The 23,379-nt window shown below is 51.8% G+C and carries 22 protein-coding genes; 14 read left to right on the forward strand and 8 right to left on the reverse strand.

The features are described 5' to 3' along the window. Positions 1–55: 55 nt before the first annotated feature. Entirely contained in the window at positions 56–658 is a 603-nt protein-coding gene (locus tag CHB59_RS03015; RefSeq protein ID WP_089374760.1) for a peroxiredoxin, read from the reverse strand. A gap of 226 nt (positions 659–884) precedes the next feature. Here CHB59_RS03015 and gyrA point away from each other — a divergent pair, with 226 nt between their 5' ends. From gyrA to pqqE, 10 genes are all read left to right on the forward strand, one after another. Further along, entirely contained in the window at positions 885–3,455 is a 2,571-nt protein-coding gene (gyrA, locus tag CHB59_RS03020) for a DNA gyrase subunit A (RefSeq protein ID WP_089374761.1), read from the forward strand. A gap of 21 nt (positions 3,456–3,476) precedes the next feature. Continuing rightward, positions 3,477–4,559: a 3-phosphoserine/phosphohydroxythreonine transaminase gene (gene serC / locus CHB59_RS03025; RefSeq protein ID WP_089374762.1), complete on the forward strand. Its 1,083-nt coding sequence runs from the start codon at positions 3,477–3,479 to the stop codon at positions 4,557–4,559. A 12-nt stretch (positions 4,560–4,571) separates the two neighbouring features. Continuing rightward, positions 4,572–5,639 carry a prephenate dehydratase gene (gene pheA, locus CHB59_RS03030; protein WP_089374763.1) on the forward strand — a complete coding sequence of 356 codons (1,068 nt, stop codon included), beginning with the start codon at positions 4,572–4,574 and terminating at the stop codon, positions 5,637–5,639. A gap of 113 nt (positions 5,640–5,752) precedes the next feature. Next, the gene (locus tag CHB59_RS03035; protein WP_089374764.1) at positions 5,753–6,913 is read left to right on the forward strand and encodes a GGDEF domain-containing protein; all 1,161 of its coding nucleotides are present in this window, start codon (positions 5,753–5,755) and stop codon (positions 6,911–6,913) included. A gap of 30 nt (positions 6,914–6,943) precedes the next feature. Next, complete coding sequence (gene hisC / locus CHB59_RS03040) at positions 6,944–8,059, forward strand: histidinol-phosphate transaminase (RefSeq protein WP_089374765.1); 1,116 nt, start codon at positions 6,944–6,946, stop codon at positions 8,057–8,059. A gap of 206 nt (positions 8,060–8,265) precedes the next feature. Continuing rightward, the gene (gene pqqA / locus CHB59_RS03045) at positions 8,266–8,337 is read left to right on the forward strand and encodes a pyrroloquinoline quinone precursor peptide PqqA (protein ID WP_081774944.1); all 72 of its coding nucleotides are present in this window, start codon (positions 8,266–8,268) and stop codon (positions 8,335–8,337) included. A 68-nt stretch (positions 8,338–8,405) separates the two neighbouring features. Then, a complete protein-coding gene (gene pqqB, locus CHB59_RS03050) occupies positions 8,406–9,323 on the forward strand; it encodes a pyrroloquinoline quinone biosynthesis protein PqqB (protein ID WP_089374766.1) in 918 nt (305 codons plus the stop codon). Between the two features lie 9 nt (positions 9,324–9,332). Further along, complete coding sequence (pqqC, locus tag CHB59_RS03055; protein ID WP_089374767.1) at positions 9,333–10,085, forward strand: pyrroloquinoline-quinone synthase PqqC; 753 nt, start codon at positions 9,333–9,335, stop codon at positions 10,083–10,085. Beyond that, positions 10,057–10,365: a pyrroloquinoline quinone biosynthesis peptide chaperone PqqD gene (gene pqqD, locus CHB59_RS03060; protein WP_089374768.1), complete on the forward strand. Its 309-nt coding sequence runs from the start codon at positions 10,057–10,059 to the stop codon at positions 10,363–10,365. Before pqqC ends, pqqD begins: the two co-directional genes overlap by 29 nt. A 38-nt stretch (positions 10,366–10,403) precedes the next feature. Next, positions 10,404–11,597 carry a pyrroloquinoline quinone biosynthesis protein PqqE gene (gene pqqE, locus CHB59_RS03065; RefSeq protein WP_089374769.1) on the forward strand — a complete coding sequence of 398 codons (1,194 nt, stop codon included), beginning with the start codon at positions 10,404–10,406 and terminating at the stop codon, positions 11,595–11,597. Positions 11,598–11,668: 71 nt separating this feature from the next. Here the strand turns inward: pqqE and CHB59_RS03070 are convergent, their stop codons facing one another. Next, positions 11,669–12,289, reverse strand: a complete 621-nt coding sequence (locus tag CHB59_RS03070) for a phosphoadenosine phosphosulfate reductase domain-containing protein (RefSeq protein ID WP_089374770.1) — start codon at positions 12,287–12,289, stop codon at positions 11,669–11,671. Between the two features lie 168 nt (positions 12,290–12,457). Between CHB59_RS03070 and CHB59_RS03075 the strand changes: the two genes are divergently transcribed. From CHB59_RS03075 to fabV, 3 genes are all read left to right on the forward strand, one after another. Continuing rightward, a complete protein-coding gene (locus tag CHB59_RS03075) occupies positions 12,458–13,654 on the forward strand; it encodes a class I SAM-dependent methyltransferase (RefSeq protein WP_089374771.1) in 1,197 nt (398 codons plus the stop codon). A 59-nt stretch (positions 13,655–13,713) separates the two neighbouring features. Further along, positions 13,714–14,898, forward strand: a complete 1,185-nt coding sequence (locus tag CHB59_RS03080) for a multidrug effflux MFS transporter (protein WP_089374772.1) — start codon at positions 13,714–13,716, stop codon at positions 14,896–14,898. A 110-nt stretch (positions 14,899–15,008) separates the two neighbouring features. Further along, positions 15,009–16,202, forward strand: coding sequence for an enoyl-ACP reductase FabV (gene fabV, locus CHB59_RS03085; protein ID WP_089374773.1), 1,194 nt, complete (start codon positions 15,009–15,011; stop codon positions 16,200–16,202). A 72-nt stretch (positions 16,203–16,274) separates the two neighbouring features. On the opposite strand, the gene fdxA is transcribed toward fabV, so the two are convergent. From fdxA to CHB59_RS03115, 6 genes are all read right to left on the reverse strand, one after another. Further along, positions 16,275–16,598 (reverse strand): ferredoxin FdxA, encoded by a 324-nt coding sequence (gene fdxA, locus CHB59_RS03090; protein ID WP_089374774.1) that lies wholly within the window; start codon positions 16,596–16,598, stop codon positions 16,275–16,277. 115 nt (positions 16,599–16,713) lie between these two features. Next, positions 16,714–18,015 (reverse strand): sulfate adenylyltransferase subunit CysN, encoded by a 1,302-nt coding sequence (gene cysN / locus CHB59_RS03095; protein ID WP_143738679.1) that lies wholly within the window; start codon positions 18,013–18,015, stop codon positions 16,714–16,716. A gap of 89 nt (positions 18,016–18,104) precedes the next feature. Further along, positions 18,105–19,040: a sulfate adenylyltransferase subunit CysD gene (cysD, locus tag CHB59_RS03100; RefSeq protein WP_089374775.1), complete on the reverse strand. Its 936-nt coding sequence runs from the start codon at positions 19,038–19,040 to the stop codon at positions 18,105–18,107. A 128-nt stretch (positions 19,041–19,168) separates the two neighbouring features. After that, a complete protein-coding gene (locus tag CHB59_RS03105) occupies positions 19,169–19,795 on the reverse strand; it encodes a DUF934 domain-containing protein (protein ID WP_089374776.1) in 627 nt (208 codons plus the stop codon). Continuing rightward, complete coding sequence (locus tag CHB59_RS03110) at positions 19,788–21,464, reverse strand: nitrite/sulfite reductase (RefSeq protein ID WP_089374777.1); 1,677 nt, start codon at positions 21,462–21,464, stop codon at positions 19,788–19,790. Before CHB59_RS03110 ends, CHB59_RS03105 begins: the two co-directional genes overlap by 8 nt. A 10-nt stretch (positions 21,465–21,474) precedes the next feature. Beyond that, positions 21,475–22,272, reverse strand: coding sequence for a sulfite exporter TauE/SafE family protein (locus tag CHB59_RS03115; RefSeq protein WP_089374778.1), 798 nt, complete (start codon positions 22,270–22,272; stop codon positions 21,475–21,477). A gap of 168 nt (positions 22,273–22,440) precedes the next feature. Between CHB59_RS03115 and CHB59_RS03120 the strand changes: the two genes are divergently transcribed. Then, entirely contained in the window at positions 22,441–23,373 is a 933-nt protein-coding gene (locus CHB59_RS03120; RefSeq protein ID WP_089374779.1) for a CysB family HTH-type transcriptional regulator, read from the forward strand. Positions 23,374–23,379: the final 6 nt, after the last annotated feature.

Here is a 23,379-nt window from a genome sequence, read left to right on the forward strand (position 1 = left end):
GATGAAATAAAAAACGGGACATAAGTCCCGTTTTTTTATGCTGTATCAACCTGGATTAGAGGTTGGATGCATTTTCAGCCAGGTATTTTGCAACTCCTTCTGGAGAAGCGTTCATGCCTGCTTTGCCTTTTTTCCAGCCGGCTGGGCAAACTTCACCATGCTCTTCAACAAATTGCAGAGCATCAACTACGCGCAACATTTCATCAATATCACGACCCAGTGGCAGGTCATTGACAACCTGGTGTACCACAACGCCATCCTTGTTGATCAGGAAAGAGCCGCGGTAAGCCACACCACCATCAGACTCAACATCGTAAGCCTTGGCGATGTCGTGGCGGATGTCCGCTACCAGCGGGTAGCCTACTTTGCCAATGCCGCCATTGTCGACTGGTGTGTTTTTCCATGCCAGGTGAGTGAAATGAGAGTCGATGGAAACACCAATCACTTCCACACCGCGTGACTTGAAATCTTCCAGACGATGATCAAAGGCGATCAGTTCGGAAGGGCAGACAAATGTGAAGTCCAGTGGATAAAAGAAGATAACGGCAGGTTTGCCTTTGATGTGTTGGGAAAGGTTGAAGTCTTCCTTGATGGAATTATCACCCAGTACTGCTGCTGCAGTGAAGTCTGGAGCTGGTTTGCCAACTAAAACGGCCATGTGCTTTCTCCTTATGTGCTGATTGGTCTTGTAAAACGCGATAGCCTAAATCAAGTCGGGGCAAATTTCTAATGAATTTTGCAATTGGCACGGCAATAGTAACGGTGGTCATGCCAGTAACAACACTGCAATTCATTGAGGCTCAAGGATTAAATCCCGACATGCTTTGGTAAGCGTATCGTGCTAGAATCAGAGACTTTAAGCCACTTTAAGCCGATAGCCAATAATGGATCAGTTCGCAAAAGAAACCCTCCCTATCAGCCTCGAAGACGAAATGCGTCGCTCTTACCTTGATTATGCGATGAGCGTGATCGTGGGGCGTGCTTTGCCGGATGTGCGTGATGGCCTTAAACCTGTGCATCGCCGTGTACTTTTCGCGATGCATGAGCTTAATAACGACTGGAACAGACCTTACAAAAAGTCTGCACGTATTGTGGGTGATGTGATCGGTAAGTATCACCCGCATGGTGACACTGCGGTATACGATACCATCGTGCGGATGGCGCAGAGTTTTTCATTGCGTTATATGCTGGTAGATGGCCAGGGTAATTTTGGCTCGGTGGATGGTGATAACGCTGCTGCGATGCGGTATACCGAAATTCGCATGGCACGTATTGCCCATGAATTGCTGGCTGATATCGACAAGGAAACAGTTGATTTTGGCCCTAACTATGACGGTTCTGAACATGAGCCGCTCATCATGCCGGCACGTATTCCCAATCTGCTGATCAATGGTAGCTCAGGGATTGCGGTAGGTATGGCAACCAATATTCCGCCCCACAATCTCAATGAAGTCATCGCCGGTTGTCTTGCCTTGCTCAAGAATCCGAAAATCACGATTGATGAATTGATTGAGATCATTCCCGCACCTGATTTCCCAACGGCAGGCATCATCTATGGCACTGTGGGAGTCAAAGAGGGTTATCGTACCGGCCGTGGTCGCGTTGTAATGCGCGGACGTACTCATTTTGAAGATCTGGAAAAGGGTAATCGTCAATCGATCATCATTGATGAGTTGCCATACCAGGTGAACAAGAAGTCCCTGATCGAGAAAATTGCCGAGCTGGTTAACGAGAAAAAGATTGAAGGCATTTCCGACCTACGGGACGAGTCCGACAAGTCCGGCATGCGTGTTGTCATTGAGCTCAAGCGTGGCGAAGTGCCGGAAGTGGTACTGAACAATCTCTACAAGCAGACACAACTGCAAGACACATTCGGCATGAATATGGTGGCCTTGCTGGATGGCCAGCCACGACTGTTGAATCTCAAACAGATGCTGGAGGCTTTCCTGCGTCATCGCCGTGAGGTGGTGACGCGTCGTACTGTGTTTGAATTACGCAAGGCACGTGAGCGTGGTCATGTCCTGGAAGGTCTGGCAGTTGCTCTGGCCAACGTGGATGAGATGATTGCCTTGATCAAGGCTGCTCCCACACCGCCGGAGGCCAAGCGCGAGCTGATGGTACGCACCTGGAACTCGCCAGTTGTTGAAGAAATGCTCAAGCGTGCGGCAATGGAAGCTTCGCGCCCTGAAGGATTGTCGGTTGATTTTGGTCTGACGCCAGATGGGTACCGTCTTTCCGATGTGCAGGCACAGGAAATCCTGCAGATGCGCCTGCAACGCTTGACTGGTCTTGAGCAGGATAAAATTGTCAATGAATACAAGGAGATCATGGATGTTATTGCTGATCTTCTTGATATCCTGGCTCGAGCAGAGCGTGTCACGCAAATCATTGTGGAAGAGTTGGTAGCTATTCTGAATCAGTTTGGTGATGAGCGTCGCAGCGAAATTGTGCACAATGCTCAGGATCTTTCCCTGGAAGACCTGATTACACCTCAGGATGTGGTGGTAACCTTGTCTCATACCGGCTATGTCAAGTCACAGCCACTGGAGGAGTATCGCGCGCAACGCCGTGGTGGCCGTGGCAAGCAGGCAACTGCTACCAAGGAAGATGATTTTATCGACAAGATGTTTGTGGCGAATACCCATGATTACATCCTCTGTTTCTCCAGTCGTGGCCGCGTATACTGGCTCAAGGTTTATGAAGTACCACAAGGCAGTCGCGTCAGCCGTGGCAAGCCGATCGTCAACCTGTTCCCGTTGGAGGAGGGCGAGAAGATCAATGCCATCCTGCCAGTCAAGGAGTTTGACGAAAATCACTATGTCTTCATGGCGACCTCCAAGGGTACCGTCAAGAAGACCGCATTGACCGAGTTCTCCAATCCGCGCCGTTCTGGCATCATCGCCCTGAATCTGGACGATGGCGATTACCTGATTGGTGCTGAAGTTACCAACGGCGTGAATGACATTGTCCTGGTATCTAACGGTGGTAAAGCTGTCTGGTTCGACGAGGAAGATGTACGTGCCATGGGACGTGCTGCACGAGGTGTGCGTGGGATGAAACTGCAGGCCAAGCAGCAGGTAATTTCTCTCCTGATTGCCGAGGACGACAAGCAGACCGTGCTGGTGGCTACAGAAAATGGTTACGGCAAGCGTACTGTGCTGGCTGACTTCCGCCATTCCGGCCGTGGTACCCAGGGTGTGAAGGCGATCGCGACCAGCGAACGTAACGGTGTGGTTGTGGCTGCCCGTCTGGTCAATGATGATGACGAGATCATGCTGATTACCACTGGCGGCGTGCTGATCCGCACACGTGTGAAGGAAATTCGTGAACTTGGACGGGCGACTCAAGGTGTCACACTGATCAATCTGGGTGAGGGTGAAAAACTTTCCGGCCTGGAAAAAGTGGTGGAAACCGATGACGAGAACGACAGCAGCGATAACGAGACGGTGGTTTAAACGAAATTCCGAACTGAGTATATGACGCAAATCTATAATTTCTCTGCAGGCCCTGCAGTCCTGCCCAAGGAAGTATTGCAACAGGCGGCGAGCGAGATGCTTGACTGGCACGCTTCAGGCATGTCAGTGATGGAAATGAGCCATCGTGGCAAGGAATTCATCAGTATTGCCAGTGAGGCAGAGGCTGATTTACGTGAACTCATGCATATTCCTGCTAATTACAAGGTATTGTTTTTACAGGGCGGGGCACATGCACAGTTTTCCATGATCCCGATGAACCTCTTGCGTGGCAAGGATACGGCGGATTACCTGGATACGGGTATCTGGGCCAAGAAGGCCATTGAAGAGGCGGCCAGGTATTGCAGGGTCAACGTGGTAGCATCCGGCGCAGAGCAGCAATACCGGCAGGTGCCTCAGCAGTCACAATGGAAATTGAACCCGGATGCAGCTTATGTGCATTACACTTCCAATGAGACGATTGGCGGGCTGGAAATGTTCTGGACGCCGCAAGTCGGGAGTGTGCCTCTGGTTGTGGATATGTCCTCTCATATCCTTTCCCGTCCGGTGGATGTGACGCAATATGGCCTGATTTATGCTGGCGCACAGAAAAATATCGGTCCGGCAGGACTGACCATTGTCATCGTGCGTGAAGACCTGATCGGACAGACCATCTCTGGCACGCCGACCATGTTTGATTACAAAGTTCATGCTGACAATGATTCAATGTACAACACCCCACCGACATACGGCATTTACATGGCAGGACTGGTATTCAAGTGGCTCAAGGCCCGGGGTGGCCTGGCTGCGATCGAGAAGGTCAATATTGAGAAATCGGCATTGCTGTACGATTATATCGACAGCACGGATTTCTATAATTCGCCGATTGCCCTGGAAAACCGTTCGCGCATGAATATTCCGTTCACTATCAAGGATAGCGCACTGGATACAGAGTTCCTCAAGCAGGCGCAGGCACAAGGCTTGTTGCAGCTCAAGGGACATCGTCTGCTGGGTGGCATGCGGGCTTCCATCTACAATGCTATGCCATTGGCCGGTGTACAGGCACTGGTTGCCTTCATGCAGGATTTTGAGCGTGTCCACGGATAAGCAGGGAACGGCATGAGCGATATATTGAAACAGTGTCGGGATCAGATTGATGCGATTGATGAGCAGCTCCTGAGCTTGGTCAATGCACGTGCAGCGCTGGCACGCGAGATTGGTGAACTCAAGGGCGAGGGGCCGATATACCGGCCTGAGCGTGAAGCACAGGTGTTGCGCCGCTTACTGGAACAAAATAAGGGTCCTTTGTCTGAAGAGGCTGTGACTGCTATTTTTCGCAGTGTCATGTCCAATTGCCGGGCACTGGAGCGCGAGCTTTCTGTTGCTTATCTCGGCCCCCAAGGTACGTTCAGCGAAGAGGCTGCCAACAAGCAGTTTGGTGGCCTGAGTGCCCCCAAACCCTGTATTTCCATTGATGAAGTATTCCGCATGGTGGAATCCGGCAATGCAGATTACGCAGTTGTGCCGGTGGAGAACTCCACTGAGGGGGCAGTAGGGCGTACGCTGGACTTGCTGACGACCACCAGCCTGCATATCTGTGGTGAAATCACCTTGCCAATCCATCACTGCCTGTTACGGCAGAAGGATGCAACAGGTGAAATCAGGCGTATTTACTCTCATGCCCAATCCCTGGGGCAATGTCATGAGTGGCTGAACCTTAACCTTGGTGGAATTGAGCGCGTCAGCACCGGTAGCAATGCCCAGGCTGCAGAGCTCGCGGCACGTGATCCGTTTGCAGTGGCCATTGCGGGCAAGCGGGCTGCTGAAATCTTTGATCTATCCATTCTGGCTGAGAATATTGAGGATGATCCCAGGAATGTGACACGTTTCCTGGTGCTTGCCCAGCATGATGTAGCACCTTCTGGCCAGGATAAAACCTCTTTGCTGCTTGCCACCAAAAATGTGCCAGGCGCCGTGTTCAACCTGCTGGCGCCGCTGGCCGAGCATGGTGTGGATATGACAGAGTTTGGCTCACGTCCTTCCAAACTTGGCATCTGGGAGTATGTATTCTTTGTGGATATCAAGGGGCATCACCAGGATCCGCATGTGGCCAAGGCATTGCATGAACTGGAACAGCGGGCATCCTTGCTCAAGATATTAGGTTCTTATCCTGTTGCTGTAATATGACGTGAGTAGGGCGGAAGCGCAAGCCATGATGACAGCTGTAGCATGGATATCTGTTCAACTTTACACAAATTGCGTGAATACCGAATTGTCAGGGCTGTACTACAGAGGGATTTATGTCAATTAGCCAGGACTTGTTGTGGTCTGCTTCCCTGCGGAAATGGACACTGGGCTTCGAGAGTGTTCGGCTGGAGGATCTTTACCAGACGCATATGATGCCGGAGGTGCGTAAGCGCTCCCGGTTGGCCCTGCTGGTAGGTGTCATGATCTACCTGGTGTATGGATTACTCGACACCGTGTTTGTGACGCCTGATGCTGTCGCGCAGGTCTGGTTTATGCGTACTTCCGTGATGCTCGCATTTCTTGCGGTATTCGGCTTGTCTTTTTATCCACTGTTTGCCAGACATCATCAGTTATTCATCGCGGTAGCGGCATTATTCAGCGGCCTGGGTTTGTTGACACAGGTGGGCTATATGCCGGAAGAGGCGATCAGTTTCTACTATACAGGCCTGGTCATCATGATTTTCTGGACCTATACCTTTTCCGGCCTGAGGTTTTTCAACTCCATGCTGGTCGGGATCATCCTGTTGCTTGCGTTCAACGCCATGTTCCTGTTGTTGCATCCACTGCCCGCAGCGCAACTCTGGATCTATGACGTATTTATTTTGACGGCCAATCTGGTGGGTGCATTTGCATGCTATGTCGCGGAAAAACAAAGCCGCGATTTGTTCCTGCGTGAGACAGATCTGGATAACGAGCGTCACCGGCAGCAGGAGCGTGCCCTGCATGACAGGCTGACTGGACTGCCCAATCGGGAGCTGCTGCTTGATCGGATTGAACAGGCCATATCATTTTCTGCGCGTAACAACCAGCTTTGTGCAGGCTTGTTCATTGATCTGGACAATTTCAAGCCGATTAATGATACCCATGGTCACTTGATCGGCGATCTTGTGCTCAAGGAAGTTGCTGCTCGTTTGCGTCTGAGCGTGCGCGAGACAGATACGCTGGCACGGTTGGGCGGAGATGAGTTCTTTGTACTGGCACGCAATATAGATAGCCATGACGCAGCCAAAGTGTTGGTCAACAAATTGCGCCTGCAGCTGCTGGCCCCGGTCATGATAGAGGGTTTGCCCCCGATCAGGGACTTGTCAGCCAGCATCGGCGTCTGCGTTTTCCCCTATAGTGATGTGAGTGCTGAAGATGTGATCCGTCGCGCTGACCATGATATGTATGACGTCAAGCGGGAAAGCAAGGGCAAACATAATATCTATGCCTGAGATGGTCAGGCACATTGTTAACTAAAGGAAATGACCGTGACTAGACTGTGCGATTTGGCGCCGTCCAATATCCATGCAATTGCCCCGTATCAGCCGGGAAAACCCATTACCGAGCTGGCTCGGGAAATGGGGCTGAAGCCTGAAGCCATTGTCAAGCTGGCATCCAATGAAAACCCCCTGGGCGTGAGCCCCAAGGCTTATGAAGCCATGCAGGATGCGCTGGAGGATATTGCGCGCTACCCAGATGGCAATGGGTTTGCATTGCGGGATTGTGTCTGCCGGAAATTTGGCTTGCAGCCAGCTCAGGTCGTATTCGGCAATGGCTCCAATGATGTTCTTGAACTCGCAGCAAGAGCATTTCTTGCTCCAGGGCTGGAAGCCGTCTATTCGCAGCATGCATTTGCTGTATACGCCTTGGTGACGCAGGCCACAGGTGCGGTCGGCATCAGTGTGCCAGCGCGGGATTTTGGTCATGACCTGGACGCCATGCTGGCAGCAATCACGGATAAAACGCGGATTGTATTCATTGCCAACCCCAACAATCCAACTGGCACATTGCTGGAAAAGCAGGTATTGCACGCATTCTTGCAGGGTGTGCCGAAGACTGTCCTGGTGGTGCTGGATGAGGCGTATGACGAATACCTGTCTTCAGAGTTGAAATCCGAGGCGCTGTCCTGGCTGGAAGAGTTTGATAACCTGCTGGTTTCCAGAACGTTGTCCAAGGCCTATGGCCTGGCTGGCTTGCGCGTTGGCTTTGGCGTGGGTTCTGCGCCAGTGATAGACCTGATGAACCGGGTACGCCAGCCATTCAACGTCAATAGCGTGGCACAGGCAGCCGCGGTGGCGGCATTGGAGGACGATGAATTCGTGGAGCGTAGCCGTGCATTGAACCAGGCCGGCATGGCACAGATTACACAGGGGCTGGATCAATTGGGGCTGGGTTATATCCCATCCTACGGTAACTTCGTGAGTTTTCATGTTCCCATGGCTGGGGATGTGTATCAGCAGCTGTTGAAAAACGGCGTGATCGTGCGGCCTGTCGCTGCTTATGAAATGCCGGATTATCTGCGGGTCAGTATCGGCTTGTATGCGGAAAATGCACGCTTTCTGGAAGTGCTTGAGTTGATATTGAAGGCACGCTCCTGATAACCCTTGGACCAGGCCTGGGTATGGGGTCTGATTCATTTCCAGGCTTGTGCTGATTGGCTCCCAGCCAAGGACTCATGATAATCATGAGATGACTTTCGGTGTTTTTGCACTGTTTAGACAGCTAGCCTGCGTTGCACAATACTCCCACGTTGTTGCCAGATGGCGGCAGCGGTATAAATCAACTTTAATTTTAGGAGAGTATTATGTGGACAAAGCCAGAAGTAACTGAAATGCGTTTTGGTTTCGAAGTGACCATGTACGTTTGCAATCGCTAAGCGATAGTCACAGCCGGGTGTATGCCCGGCTCTTCCAGCAGTAGAGTTGAGTTTGAGTAAGGGCTGATATGCATATTCATGTTTTAGGATCGGCAGCTGGTGGCGGTTTTCCGCAATGGAACTGCAACTGCCCGAATTGCGATGGCCTGCGTAAAGGTAAGATCAAGGCAAAAAAACGTACACAATCATCCATCTGCGTCAGTGCAGACGGTATCAACTGGGTATTGTTCAATACTTCCCCCGATATCCTGCAACAAATTCAGGACTTCGCTCCGCTACAGCCCGGCCGCGCCATTCGTGATAGTGGCATTGCGGGTATTGTGCTGATCGATGCACAGATAGACCATACAACCGGCTTGCTCATGTTGCGTGAAGGACAGGTGAAGCGCGAGATTTACTGTACGGACATGGTGTATCAGGACCTGACGACAGGTAATCCGCTGCTCAATATCCTGGGACACTACTGTGGCGTGAACCGCCATGACGTTCCAATTGATGGCATGCAAAGTTTCAGCGTTGAGGGTGCGCCTGGCCTGCGTTTCACTGCGGTGGCACTGAAGAGCGCCGCGCCGCCATATTCCCCTCACCGCAATGATCCTCATCCCGGCGACACCATAGGTGTGCTGATCGAGGATACCAATAATGGCAAGAAGGCATTTTATGCGCCTGGCCTGGGCGAAATCGAGCCGCACCTGCCAGCATTGATGCAGCAGGCAGATTGCATCATGGTGGATGGTACCTTCTGGACCAATACCGAAATGATCGATATGGGCTTGATGACCAAGAAAGCGCGCGACATCGGTCATAACCCGCAATCAGGCCCGGGTGGCATGATGGAGGTGTTGGACGCATACCCTGATGCGCGCCGTGTACTGATTCATATCAATAACACCAACCCCATCCTGCGTGAAGATTCTGCCGAGCGCGCGGAACTGGAGCGTCATGGCATTGAAGTGGCCTATGACGGCATGGACATCATTCTCTAGGAGACGTTAATGAACGCGCCAATGACAGACCGCACCCCATGGAGCCGTGAGGAATTCGAGCAACAACTACGCGCCAAGGGCAGGGGTTATCATATCTATCATCCATTCCATGTGATGATGTATGAGGGCAAGCTCACGCGCGAGCAATTGCAGTGCTGGGTTGCCAACCGCTTTTATTATCAGATCAGTATTCCGCAAAAAGATGCCGCCATCATGTCCAACTGCCCGGACAAGGAAGTGCGCAAAGAGTGGATACAACGCATTATTGACCACGATGGTGACGAGAATAATGTGGGCGGCATTGAAGCCTGGATACAGTTGGGTCAGGCCGTGGGCCTGAGTCGCGAGGATGTGACTTCACTCAAGTTCGTCGCTCCAGGTGTGCGTTTTGCCGTGGATGCCTATGTCAATTTTGCCAAGCAGCGCCCATGGCAGGAATCGGTCTGCTCGTCGCTGACCGAATTATTTGCGCCACATATCCATCAGCAGCGCATCAGTTCCTGGCCCGAGATGTACCCCTGGATCAAGGAAGAGGGATTGATCTATTTCAAGAAACGCCTGGGTGAAGCCAGACGTGATGTCGAGCAAGGCCTCGCAGTGACGCTGGATTATTTCAGCCAGACCCGCGAATTGCAGGAAAAAGCCCTGGATATCCTGCAATTCAAGCTAGATGTATTATGGGTCATTGCCGATGCCATTATGCTCGCCTCAACCAATATCAAGGTAGAACAACATGTCGACTATCTCAGACAACCAAGATAACGCCAGCATCAGTACCAGCGATGTGTATGCCGTTGCGCGCCACTACCGCTTCCAGTGGGAAGAAGCGCAACAATGTTATGTGCTGCTGTTTCCTGAAGGCATGATCAAGCTTAACGGCGGGGCAGGTGAAGTCATCAGGCGCGTGGATGGCCAGCGTAGCGTGACAGATATTGTGGCCGATGTGCAGTCCGCGTTTCCTGATGTGAAGGATATTCAGGCCGATGTGATTGCCATGCTGGAACTGGCTGTGGAAAAAGCCTGGCTGGAGAAGCGCAGCTAGCGGTTCGGGCAGGCGCATAGCGTGAAGGAGTCAATGATATGAATACATCAGTTCAACAGAATAATGGCGTTGCCGCATCCAAGACCAATACCCAGCCTTTATGGCTGCTGGCTGAGGTGACCTATCGTTGCCCCTTGCATTGTGCTTTCTGCTATAACCCGACAGACTATGACAAGCATACCAAGAACGAGCTGAGTACCGAGCAATGGATACAGGCGCTGCGTGACGCACGCAAGTTGGGTGCCTTGCAGCTTGGGATTTCCGGTGGCGAACCCTTGCTGCGCGATGATATCGAGGAAATTGTTGCCGAGGCTGGTCGTCTGGGTTATTACAGCAACCTGATCACTTCCGGTGTCGGCCTGACAGAAAAACGCATCAGTGCATTCAAGGCAGGCGGCCTGGATCATATCCAGCTGTCCATGCATGACATCACTGAGGAAATCAACAACTTCATCACTAATACCAGTACCTTCAAGCTCAAGCAAAAAGTCGCGGCCATGATCAAGGATCACGGCTACCCCATGGTGCTCAACGTGGTGATCCATCGCTACAACATCAAGCACGTCAAGGAAATCCTGGAAATGGCGGAAGCCCTGGGGGCCGATTTCGTCGAGCTGGCCAATACCCAGTATTACGGCTGGTCCCTGGTCAACCGCAACCAGTTGATGCCGACCAAGGAACAGATTGACGAGGCGGAAGCCGTGACCAATGAGTTCCGTAAAAAAGTCGGCAATAAAATGAAGATCTATTTTGTCGTACCCGATTATTTTTCGGACAGGCCCAAGAAATGCATGAATGGCTGGGGTGAAGTGTTCATGATCGTGACCGCCAATGGGGATGTTTTGCCCTGCCATTCAGCCCGTGTCTTGCCTAATATAAGCTTTCCCAACGTCAAGGAAAATGGCTTGAAGTGGGTGTGGGAAGAGTCGCCTGCATTCAATAAGTATCGCGGCGATGACTGGATGAAGGAGCCTTGCCGCAGTTGTTCTGAAAAGGAAAAGGACCTGGGCGGCTGCCGTTGCCAGGCTTTCCTGCTATCCGGCGATGCGGAAGCCGCTGACCCGGTCTGCACCAAGTCACCTCATCGCCATTTGATCGATGAAGCCATTGCCAATGCGCAGAAGCCATACCTGCAGGCGCAACCCATCCTTTTCCGTAATGATAAGAACTCACGCAAACTGATTGAAGGTGAAAACCGCGAGCGGGTTGAAGAGTTCCACGCATTACCTTGAGTGAAGCACTGGACATAAAAAAGGGAGCATCTGCTCCCTTTTTTATGTGGCTCACATGACTGTAATCATCATTAATGCGCCAGGTGCAGTCCGCATTCGCGGTTTTCTTCGCCCTTGGTAGGATCGATGTAATCAAAGTTGTTGGGCAGGTTATGCTCGGTAATGTACTGGTAAAGCTCCTTGGAGCTCCAATGCAACAATGGGGCAACTTTGATCAGGCCATCCGGGTTGATGCTGACCGGGTCCATCTGGGCGCGAACGGCAGTATCGGTGGCACGCAGGGCGGTGAACCAGACTTCAGGTGCAGTTTCACGCAGTGCACGGGCAAATGGCTCCAGTTTCACTTCTTCCGTGAATGCAGCATGGCGTGGGTCATCCAGTGCTGGTACAACGCCATCTACCGCTTCGCGATGGGCGCGTGAGCGTTTGGGCAGGTAAATGCTCAGGTTGAGGTTCAGTTGCCTGGTGATTTCGTCCGCGCAGCGATAAGTGGCTTCGGTATTGTAGCCATTATCCATCCAGATCACTGGTGTGCCAGGCTGGACTCTGCTGACCATGTGCAGGATGACAGCTTCAAAAGGACGGAAGTTGGTGGTGACAATGGCTTTCTTGTTCAGGCTCAATGCCCATTCCACCAGTTTTTCCGCGTTGCGGCCGAGTTCCGCGTTGATTTTGTCCAGGTCCAGTTGCATGTTGTACTCCAGTATGTAAGCCGTGCGAGATCGGCGTAAGGTAAGTTGCTTATTGTAACAAAGCACTGCTCTTGATTACATTGGCAGTCATATGAAAATGCATGGTTGCGCCAATGAGCAACATGCAATAGCCTGTGAAAAAATCAAACACCAGTCAGGGGGCCAAGGATGTTTACAGCATTACTGCAGAACCAGATCCAGAAAAGTTTGACAGGATTGCCAGTGTCAGTGACGTGGCGTGGCGAGCGGATTGCAGGTAATGCGGATGCCAGGGTGACGATTCATGCCAGGGATGCCAAGGTTCTCGGTATCCTGGCCAAGCCTACACTGGGCGGACTGGCGCGTGCTTATGTGGAAAATTGGGTGGATTTGCAAGGGTCAGCACAGGACATCCTTTCCCTGGGACAGGCCTATTGCGGAGTTGATGCCAGCCAGGATGCGGAAACCCGCAAGGATTGGCGTTGGTGGCGGCACACGCGTGCCGATGACAGGCGCAACATCAATTATCACTATGATGTCTCCAATGATTTTTACGGCTTATGGCTGGATAGCCGGCGGGTTTATTCCTGTGCCTATTTTGCACAAGGCGACGAAAGCCTGGATCAGGCACAGGAAAAAAAGCTGGACCATATCTGCCGCAAGCTCATGTTGCGCCCCGGGGAACGCTTGCTTGATATCGGCTGTGGCTGGGGCGGGCTGGTGCTGCATGCAGTCGAGCGTTATGGAGTCAAGGCCGTTGGCATTACCTTGTCCAACGATCAACATGCCTATGTGCAGAACTTGATACAAGAGCGGGGTCTGCAGGACCGGTTGGAAGTCCGGCTCATGGATTACCGCGACCTGCCATCCAATGAGACATTCGACAAGATTGCCAGTGTGGGCATGTTCGAGCATGTGGGGCGCAAGAATCTGAGGCTGTATTTCGACAAGATTTACCACTTGCTGAATACGGGAGGCCTGGTGATGAATCATGGCATTACTTCTGTCGCCGTGAAAAGCAGTGGGTTGGGCAGCGATATTGCTGAATTCGTCGATAACTATGTGTTCCCTGGCGGTGAGCTGACCCATATTTCCAATGTACTGGCTGAATTGTCCCAGTCCGGGCTGGAGCCGCTGGATGCGGAAAACCTGCGGCCGCATTACGGCAAGACTTTGTGGCAATGGGTGCAGCGGCTGGAAGCCAGGCAGGAGCAAGCGCTGGAGATGATAGGTGAGCGCAAGTACCGTATCTGGCGCATCTATATGGCCGGTTCCGCATTTGCCTTTGACCATAACTGGCTGGCGTTATTCCAGATCGTAGCTGGCAAGCCGGATTCACAGGGGCACCTGGATTATCCCTATAACCGTAGCCATATCTATCGCTAGCCTATATTCTTGACACTTTTGCCGGGGCCATCCCCGGTTTGAGTGTGAGCTGATCTGATATGCGCAACCCCCTTTTTTTGGTATATGTACTGGCAGGCCTGACGGCGCTGGCACCGTTTGCCATTGATACCTATCTGCCAGCTTTTCCTGCGCTGGAGCATGACTTTGCTGCATCGACCATTGAAGTCCAGCACAGTCTGACTTTCTATCTTTTGCCTTATGCGTTGATGACCTTGTTTCATGGTGCCATCAGCGATGCCATTGGGCGCATTGCCACCATACGCTGGGGACTGGGAATATTCACCTTGGCCTCGATTGGTTGCATGCTGGCGCCGAATGTCGAAACCCTGTGGGTCATGAGAATCGTACAAGGCTTGTCTGCCGGTGCGGGTAATGTCGTTGCCAGGGCCATGGTGCGTGATCTCTATCAGGGCGTGGAAGCCCAGCGGGTCATGGCGACTATCCAGATGTTGTTTGCGATTGCTCCGGCCGTGGCTCCTGTGATTGGTGGCTGGCTGCTGGGTATCCACTGGCAGGCAATTTTCGGTTTTCTTGCCTTGTATTCGGCCATCATGTTATGGGCGGCATCTCGATTTCTGCCGGAGACTGTGCCGCAAGAAAAGCGTAGTCCATTGTCCTTCCGTAATGTATACCGGAATTACCGCACTATTTTCACTCACCGGGAATACAGTGTGCTGGTATTGGCGACAGGTGCCAATTTTTCCGCATTTTTCCTCTACGTGCTTGCCAGCCCGGTATTTTTGATCGAGCACCTGGGGTTGAGCTCCCAGCAGTTTGCCTGGATGTTTATTCCTACTGTATGCGGCACGATACTTGGCTCATGGCTTGCAAAGAGGGCCGCAGGACGTTACGGCACCAGGCAGATACTGTGGTGTGCTTATGCATGGATGGCACTCATGGCTGTGTGTAATCTGCTTGTCAGTGCCTTGCCTTTCATGCATCCCGCACTGAATATACTGCCTATAGCCTTGTTCAATATAGGCATGGCGCTTGCAATGCCAGTGTTGTCAGTCAGTGCGTTGGATTGCCATCCGCGGATTCGAGGGACTGCTGCTTCCGGGCAGGCATTCATGCAAATGTTGCTTTCCACCATATCTGCCGGGCTGGTGGCACCATTGGTCTGGCATCATCCGGCTGGGTTGGCATTGACCATGCTGGGATTCTTGTTGCTGGGCTGGCTGGCGGTCAGGCGTAGCCAATTACTGCTGCATCGGCAGGAATAGAGGATTATCTGCGCAATAAGGATCATCGCGCCTTATAATAACCCTTTTAGTCTGCCGATTGGCACTCAACCAGGCAGCCCTTGGCTGCTCCAGATTTTCGAGAGGTATTCATGGTTATCAAACCCCGCGTACGCGGCTTCATTTGCGTGACAGCGCATCCTGTTGGCTGTGAGGCCAATGTCCAGCAGCAGATTGATTATGTGAAGGCACAAGGGCCGTTTGATGGCCCTAAGCGTGTACTGGTCATCGGTTCATCAACAGGGTATGGCCTGGCTGCTCGTATCAGTGCGACATTTGCCAGTGGTGCGGCAACCGTCGGTGTATTCCTGGAGCGCGCAGGAGAGGGCAACAAGCCGGGGACTGCTGGCTGGTATAACTCGGCAGCCTTCCATAAACTGGCCGAAGCGGAAGGCCTGTATGCAGCCAGTATCAATGGCGATGCATTCTCGGATGCGGTGAAGCAACAAACCATAGACACCATCAAGCGTGACCTCGGGCAAGTAGACCTTGTTGTGTATAGCCTGGCGGCACCGCGCCGTACACATCCGAAAACCGGGCATGTCTATAACTCTACGCTCAAACCCATAGGCAAGACTTTGCATCAGCGTGGCCTGGATACCGATAAGGAAGTCATCAAGGAAAATGTCATCGAGCCTGCGACAGACGAGGAAATTGCCAATACCGTTGCCGTGATGGGCGGGGAAGACTGGCAGATGTGGATTGAGGCACTGGATCAGGCTGGCGTGCTGGCAGATGGTGCCAAGACCACGGCCTTTACTTATCTCGGTGAGAAAATCACCCACGATATCTACTGGAACGGCACCATCGGCGCTGCCAAGAAAGACCTGGATCAGCGCGTGTTGCAGATCAGGGAGCAACTGGCAGCCAGGGGCGGCTATGCCCGCGTTGCCGTACTCAAGGCACTGGTGACACAGGCCAGCTCCGCCATCCCGATGATGCCGCTCTATCTTTCCTTACTGTTCAAGGTGATGAAGCAGGCCGGTACGCACGAGGGTTGTATCGAACAAGTGGATGGCTTGTATCGCGATAGTCTGTATAACAATCAGCCCATCGTGGATGAAGAGGGGCGCCTGCGTGCGGATTACAAGGAACTGGCACCTGAAATTCAGAATGAAGTGGCTGCCTTGTGGGATACGGTCACAGATGACAACTTGTACGAACTGACGGACTTTACCGGCTATAAATCAGATTTCCTGCGCCTGTTCGGTTTTGGTGTGGAAGGTGTGGATTACGAAGCTGATGTAAATCCGGAAGTGCAGATCAGGAACCTGACACAGGTGTGATGTTGCTGGAGAAGTCATAGAAATAAAAAAGGCCTGCAAAGGCCTTTTTTATTGGGCTGGAAGGAAAATGACTTACTCAACCAGCAGGTCACGCTTGCCTGTAGTACCGTTGTTGGCATCTGCATCCGGCATCGGCGCCTTACGAGCGGTAATGGTAGGCCAGATTTCAGCGAGACGCGCATTGAGTGCGATGAATTCCTGCTGATCATCAGGCACATCATCTTCAGAGAAGATGGCCTCAGCCGGGCATTCCGCCACGCACAATGTGCAGTCTATGCATTCATCCGGGTTGATCGCCAGGAAGTTGGGGCCTTCCACGAAGCAGTCAACAGGGCAGACATCCACGCAGTCGGTATATTTACACTGGATACAATTTTCAGTTACAACGTATGCCATTTTATTCCTCTAAGGATCGTTGCTATTCACACCAAGATAGCAACGCATTATAAGTGATATTAAATACTATATTTATTGATTTTATAGATAAGACTATTTTGTTTCACCGATAAAATCAGGCTTGCACCATACCGGCGCCCACTGTGTTGTTGGTCGTTTCATCAATGATGATGAAGGAGCCAGTAGCGCGATTCAGTTCATAAGGATCAATCATGAGCGGCTGTGCCAGCTTGAAGGTAATGCTGGCGATATCGTTCATGTTCAGGCCACCACCTTCTGCAGGCAATTGAGTCGTGGTATTGACATCAATCTTGTAGGCAATGTTGCCTACTTTAGCTTTGGATTCCCGGGCGGTATGGCGAATGATATAGGTGCGTGCGCTGGAAAGCGGGGTTTCCGACAGCCAGCACACCATGGCGTTCAGCTGCTTGACTGGCTCAGGCACGGAGTCGCTCTTGACGATCATGTCACCGCGTGAAATATCAATTTCATCTTCAAGCAGGAGAGTGATGGATTGTTCGGTAATGGCGTGTTCCAGCACGGTATTACCCAATTGAATGGCCTTGACGCGGGAAGTAATGCCGGAGGGCAATACCGTGACAGCATCACCTGTGGCAATTTCACCAGATTCCACACGGCCCATGAAACCACGGAAATCGTGCAGTTCATGGTCATCAGAAGCGTGTGGACGGCACACGAACTGCACAGGAAAGCGGAATGATTCGTTACGTTCGGAATGCGCTGGCGGTACTGACTCCAGCAGTTCCAGGATGGTAGGGCCTTCATACCATGGCATGACATCACCACGATCCACAATCATGTCGCCATTCAAGGCAGACATGGGTACAAAGCTGATATCTCTGCCGTTGCGCTGCAAGCCGATTTGTTCGGCGAATTCCAGATAGCTGGTGCGGATGCGTTCAAACTCAGCCTGGGAATAGTCCACCAGGTCCATCTTGTTGATGGCAACCACGATATGAGGAATACCCACCAGTTGTGCAAGATAGGAATGACGGCGTGTTTGTGTCAGCACGCCCTTGCGAGCATCAATCAGGATGATCGCAAGATGCGCTGTGGAGGCAGCGGTGACCATGTTACGTGTGTACTGTTCATGGCCAGGTGCATCGGCAATAATGTATTTACGTGTGCCAGTGCTGAAATAGCGATAGGCAACATCAATGGTAATACCTTGCTCGCGCTCTGCCTGTAGGCCGTCGGTCAACAGCGAGAGATCCACGGATTCCATACCACGCTTTTGCGAGGTGCGTTCAATCTGGGTCAGGGTATCTGTCAGGATAGTCTTGGTATCGTACAACAGGCGGCCTATCAATGTGCTCTTGCCGTCATCCACGCTACCGCAGGTCATGAAGCGCAACAGGCTGTCGTTATGCGCTAATGAATTTTCTTGTCTGGACATCTTGATTACTCTTTAAACTTTATTCAGCTAATGGCTGGTGGTCGGTCCAGGTATTCCGGGATGTCTGGACCGTCGTATCAGGCTTATTATTAGAAATAGCCTTCCTTTTTGCGTTGCTCCATGGAGGCATCCGAGGTCTGATCATCCAGGCGGGTTGCTCCACGTTCTGTAATGGTGGTCGTGGCAGTTTCCAGCACGATCTTATTGACAGAGTCTGCATCGCTAGGCACGGGCGCTGTGCAGGTGATATCACCTACTGTACGGAAACGTACCTGCATATTGATGATGTCTTCACCGGCCTTGGGCTGGTTGATGATTTCGCCACTGACGAGAGGGATATTGACCGGTACGATAGCATCGTTGCGCATGACAATATCGCGGTTATGGGCGAAGTAGATACTGGGCAGGCCAAGCTGTTCACGCTCGATATATTGCCAGACATCCATTTCTGTCCAGTTTGAGATCGGGAATGCGCGTATGTTCTCACCCTTGTGGCTACGGGCATTGTAGAGATTCCACAGTTCAGGCCGCTGGTTTTTCGGGTCCCATTGACCGAACTCATCGCGGAAACTCATGATGCGTTCCTTGGCGCGGGCTTTTTCCTCATCACGACGTGCGCCGCCGATGCAGCAATCAAAGCCAAACTCTTCAATCGCTTCCAGCAAGGTGACTGATTGGTGCTTGTTACGGGGCTCATCCGGGGATTTCAGCACTACGCTGCCACGCTTGATGGAGTCTTCTACGGAACGCACGATCAGGCGCTCGCCAAGTTCTGCGGCACGCTGGTCACGGAAGTTGATGACTTCCTGGTAATTGTGGCCGGTATCGATATGCATCAGAGGAAAAGGGAAGCGGCCAGGACGGAATGCTTTTTCAGCCAGGCGCAGTATGCACAGGGAATCCTTACCGCCGGAAAACAGTAATACAGGGTTGGAGCATTGTCCTGCTACTTCGCGTAGGATGTGGATCGCTTCGGCTTCCAGCCAGTCAAGGTGGGAAAGGGTTTGTTGATTCAACGTTGTCATATCAATTTTGTGCTGAAAACTGCTGCTGGTTGTCAGCTCACATCTCCAGATGATTTTCCTAAACTAAACTTGCAAATCTTAAAGCGGATCTGGCCTTGTCGTAGCCAGATGCTCGTTTCTGTATCACTTTATTGAGATACGGGTTGTCGGTTCACCCGACGCCAGACGGGCAATTGCTCATCCACGGCACCCTGATAAGGCTGGCTGAAATCCTTCAGGCTGGCCAGGGCATCCTCAGCGGAGCGGTCTGCACGAATGAGATAGCTATTGAAACCGCAACGCTTGAGGAAGAACAGTTGGTCGCGCAGGACATCGCCAAACGCCCTCAGGTCGTTCCTGTAGTGGTGACGCATGCGTAGCAGGTTACCAATGGAGAATATACGTCCATCGGCAAAGCGCTCGACATGCACTGCAATCAAGGGCAGGCTGTTGAGGTCATCCACTGAGCTGACCAGGTCCTCAAGTAGTTCATGGGTGTCCAGCCATACACCGATCTCACCTGCTGCATGACGGGGTGCGAGTTCTTCCTTCCGAGCCTGCCAGACAGCGAGAGGCACCAGGATTTTGCCTGTTGCCGGGATCACAGTCTGGGCGACTTGTTCAGCACTATGGGTGGATTCACCCGTCAGCTTGAACAGCACGACCTTGCCAGCCTGTTTCTTGACGACTTCCTCGCCGGCAGGCATGGTAACCAGTGACCACTCATCGGTCACAATTTCGTTGTTCAGGATCAGGTTGGACTTGTTGTTAGGCATGGGCAACCTCTTTCTTCTTGTCTCCGTAGACATGAGTCTTGAACGGAGCGACTCCAATACGGCGTACGGTATCAATAAAGCGTTCTTCTTCTGTACGTTCACGGATATAGACATCAATCAGTTTCTGTACAACCCCTGGCATTTCTTCGGCTGCAAATGAAGGGCCGAGCACACTACCCAGGCTGGCATCATTGCCTTGCTTACCGCCCAGCGTGACCTGGTACCATTCGGAACCATCCTTGTCCACACCCAGGATGCCGATATGGCCGACATGATGGTGACCGCAGGCATTCATGCAGCCGGAGATGTTCAGCTCAAGCTCGCCGATGTCATAGAGGTAGTCCAGGTTATCGAACTGCATCTGGATTGCTTCCGCGATCGGGATACTCTTGGCATTGGCCAGAGAGCAGAAGTCACCGCCAGGGCAGCAGATAATATCGGTCAGTAAGCCGATATTGGTGGTGGCTAGGCCTGCTGCGCGAGCTTTTTCCCACAATGGGAACAGGTCAGAGAGCTTGACGTCAGCCAGGATCAGGTTCTGTTCATGAGAAGGGCGTATTTCACCGAAACTGTATTCATCGGCCCAGTCTGCCACCAGGTGCATCTGTTCTGATGTGATATCCCCAGGTGCGCGGCCATGCGGTTTGAGCGACAGGGTTACGGCACGATAGCCCGGCTGCTTGTGGGCATGCGTATTGCGTCTGACCCAGGTCGCAAAAGCCGGATTGCTGGCAATGGCGCTGTCAAAGCGCGCATCATGCTCGGGCAGTGTTTCATAAGGCATCTGCGTGAAATACTGGCTGACGCGGGCTAGCTCTGCTTCAGTAATGGTGTTCGGATTATCCTTGATAAACTGCCATTCTTCCTCAACCTGGCGGCGGAACTCTTCAATCCCCAGTGCTTTGACCAGGATCTTGATACGTGCCTTGAAGGCGTTGTCACGCCGGCCATGCAAGTTGTAGACACGAATGATTGCTTCACAATAGGTCAAGATGTGCTGCCATTCCAGATGCTCGCGCACAACGGAACCCAGGATAGGGGTGCGGCCCAGACCACCGCCAACCCAGACACGGATGGCCACTTTGTCATCCTGGTCACGGTAGAACTCCAGGCCGATATCATGGGCCTGGACCAGGGCGCGGTCCTGCTTGGTGCCGGAAACGGCGATCTTGAATTTACGTGGCAATAAGGCAAACTCAGGGTGGAATGTACTCCACTGACGGATGATTTCTGCAATGGCACGCGGATCAACTACCTCATCCGGGGCAACCCCGGCAAACTGGTCTGTTGTCGTGTTGCGGATGCAGTTGCCGGATGTCTGGATGGCATGCATTTGCACAGTCGCAAGTTCTGCCAGAATATCAGGCACATCTTCCAGCTTGGGCCAGTTCAATTGCATATTGGTGCGGGTACTGACATGACCATAACCGCGGTCGTAATGCTTGGAAATATCACCCAGCTTGCGTAATTGTCTGGATGACAGCATGCCATATGGCACAGCGATACGCAGCATGGGAGCGTGGCGCTGGATATAGAGGCCGTTTTGTAGGCGCAGAGGGCGAAACTCCTCGTCGGTTAGTTCACCAGCGAGGAAGCGGCGTGTCTGATCGCGATATTGCTTGACGCGCTCATCCACAATAGCCTGGTCAATTTCGTCGTATTTGTACATGTATTTACTTTTATGCTAAAACAAATTTTAAACCGATCAGCAGTAGCAGGGTTGCCAGAATCGGACGTAATATTTTTTCTGGAATTCTGGCACTCAGGTGACTGCCGATCCAGATGCCTGGAAGTGAACCAATCAGCAAGCTGCCCAGCAAACCAAAATCCACATGACCCAATGACCAATGTCCGATACCAGCAATCGCTGTCAGGGGAATGGCATGGGCTAAGTCTGTACCAACTACCTTTAATGTGCTCATTTTCGGGTAGAGCAGCAGTATGGCGATGGTTCCCAGCGCTCCAGCACCTACCGATGAGAGCGTTACCAGAGCTCCCAGTATGGCACCTGTGGCGATTGTCAGGGCAATTTGTGTAGTGCCTTGAAAACGGCCTGTGCTGATACTGCTGGATTCTACTTCACGTTCATGTTTTCGCAACAACAGACTGCGTACAAGCAGGGCGCAGGCTGTCAAAATCAACGCAATACCAAGTGCAAACGTAATCAGCCCGGTAATTTCCTTACCGACTGACATCAAGTGCTTGATGATATAAATAGTAACGGCTGATACTGGCAGACTGCCAGTTGCCATCAGTCCTACTACTTTCCAGTCAACTGATTTATGCTTGCCATGGTGTACCCATACACCACCTGTTTTTGTCAGGGCGGCAAACAGTAAATCTGTTCCGACTGCAACAATTGGCTTGAAGCCAAACAGAAACACCAAGAGGGGCGTCATCAATGAACCGCCACCAACTCCAGTAATGCCTACGAGAAAACCCACGGCAAAGCCGGAGAGTATGTAACCTATGTCCATGAAGTGATTATTGTTTTTTTAAGAGCAAACATTATAAAAGAGCAAGTTGAACTAAAAAAACCAGCCAGAAAAGCCTTTTATTATAACAGCTTAATTAATTAATTTTAATAGTATGTTATTCTAATCACATGTGATTTTGTTATAAGGCATTGAAGGTCAAGGACCATCATGAAAATACATCAATTGCGCTATGTTCGCGAGGTAGCGCGGCAGGGGTTGAGCGTTTCACTGGCTGCTGAAGCGCTACATACTTCACAACCAGGTGTGAGTAAACAGATTCAGTTGTTGGAAGAAGAGCTGAATCTGCAGATATTCAAGCGTAATGGCAAGCGGTTGATTGGCATGACAGAGCCGGGCCAGATTATCCTCGAGTTGGCTGAGCGAGTCATGCTTGAAGTGGATAATATCAAGCGCGTGGGTGAGGAGTTTACCCAGGAAGACACAGGCACCCTTACTATTGCCACTACTCATACTCAGGCCCGCTATCGTTTGCCGGCAGCCGTCAAGGAGTTCATGCAGCGCTATCCCGGCGTCAAACTGACGATCCACCAGGGTAATCCAGTGCAAGTAGCAGAACAGGTGCAGAGCGGGGAAGCAGATATCGGCATTGCCACTGAGTCCATCAGCAGTTTTGAGGAGTTGCTCTGCCTGCCTTGTTATCAATGGAACCGGTGCATTGTGACGCCGCAGGATCATCCCCTGGTAGATGGCAAGCCATTGACGCTGGAAAGAATCACCAAGTATCCGCTCATTACCTATGACTTTGCTTTCACAGGTGGCTCGTTAGTAAGCAAGGTATTTGAAAATGCCGGATTGACACCGAATGTCGTGCTGACTGCCATCGATGCCGACGTAATCAAGACTTATGTCGGACTGGGGCTTGGTGTGGGCTTGCTGGCCAATATGGCTTACGATACCAAACGCGATAGCTACTTGGCCATGCGCGATGTGAGTGACTTGTTCCCGGCAAGTACAACCTATATCGGATTGAGGCGGGATGCCTATCTGCGTGGCTATGCCTACGCATTTATCGAGCTGTTGGCTCCGCATTATCCCCGTAAAGCAGTCGACGCCGAATTGAAGACAAAAAGCGAACTTTAAACCGGG

The sequence above is a fragment of the Methylobacillus rhizosphaerae genome (genome assembly GCF_900187985.1).
Lineage (GTDB): Bacteria > Pseudomonadota > Gammaproteobacteria > Burkholderiales > Methylophilaceae > Methylobacillus > Methylobacillus rhizosphaerae.

Coding starts and splice junctions, on each gene's coding strand:
- CHB59_RS03015 (WP_089374760.1), bottom strand. CDS start 658: ATGGCCGTTTTAGTTGGCAAACCAGCTCCAGACTTCACTGCAGCAGCA.
- gyrA (WP_089374761.1), top strand. CDS start 885: ATGGATCAGTTCGCAAAAGAAACCCTCCCTATCAGCCTCGAAGACGAA.
- serC (WP_089374762.1), top strand. CDS start 3,477: ATGACGCAAATCTATAATTTCTCTGCAGGCCCTGCAGTCCTGCCCAAG.
- pheA (WP_089374763.1), top strand. CDS start 4,572: ATGAGCGATATATTGAAACAGTGTCGGGATCAGATTGATGCGATTGAT.
- CHB59_RS03035 (WP_089374764.1), top strand. CDS start 5,753: ATGTCAATTAGCCAGGACTTGTTGTGGTCTGCTTCCCTGCGGAAATGG.
- hisC (WP_089374765.1), top strand. CDS start 6,944: ATGACCGTGACTAGACTGTGCGATTTGGCGCCGTCCAATATCCATGCA.
- pqqB (WP_089374766.1), top strand. CDS start 8,406: ATGCATATTCATGTTTTAGGATCGGCAGCTGGTGGCGGTTTTCCGCAA.
- pqqC (WP_089374767.1), top strand. CDS start 9,333: ATGAACGCGCCAATGACAGACCGCACCCCATGGAGCCGTGAGGAATTC.
- pqqD (WP_089374768.1), top strand. CDS start 10,057: ATGTCGACTATCTCAGACAACCAAGATAACGCCAGCATCAGTACCAGC.
- pqqE (WP_089374769.1), top strand. CDS start 10,404: ATGAATACATCAGTTCAACAGAATAATGGCGTTGCCGCATCCAAGACC.
- CHB59_RS03070 (WP_089374770.1), bottom strand. CDS start 12,289: ATGCAACTGGACCTGGACAAAATCAACGCGGAACTCGGCCGCAACGCG.
- CHB59_RS03075 (WP_089374771.1), top strand. CDS start 12,458: ATGTTTACAGCATTACTGCAGAACCAGATCCAGAAAAGTTTGACAGGA.
- CHB59_RS03080 (WP_089374772.1), top strand. CDS start 13,714: ATGCGCAACCCCCTTTTTTTGGTATATGTACTGGCAGGCCTGACGGCG.
- fabV (WP_089374773.1), top strand. CDS start 15,009: ATGGTTATCAAACCCCGCGTACGCGGCTTCATTTGCGTGACAGCGCAT.
- fdxA (WP_089374774.1), bottom strand. CDS start 16,598: ATGGCATACGTTGTAACTGAAAATTGTATCCAGTGTAAATATACCGAC.
- cysN (WP_143738679.1), bottom strand. CDS start 18,015: ATGTCCAGACAAGAAAATTCATTAGCGCATAACGACAGCCTGTTGCGC.
- cysD (WP_089374775.1), bottom strand. CDS start 19,040: ATGACAACGTTGAATCAACAAACCCTTTCCCACCTTGACTGGCTGGAA.
- CHB59_RS03105 (WP_089374776.1), bottom strand. CDS start 19,795: ATGCCTAACAACAAGTCCAACCTGATCCTGAACAACGAAATTGTGACC.
- CHB59_RS03110 (WP_089374777.1), bottom strand. CDS start 21,464: ATGTACAAATACGACGAAATTGACCAGGCTATTGTGGATGAGCGCGTC.
- CHB59_RS03115 (WP_089374778.1), bottom strand. CDS start 22,272: ATGGACATAGGTTACATACTCTCCGGCTTTGCCGTGGGTTTTCTCGTA.
- CHB59_RS03120 (WP_089374779.1), top strand. CDS start 22,441: ATGAAAATACATCAATTGCGCTATGTTCGCGAGGTAGCGCGGCAGGGG.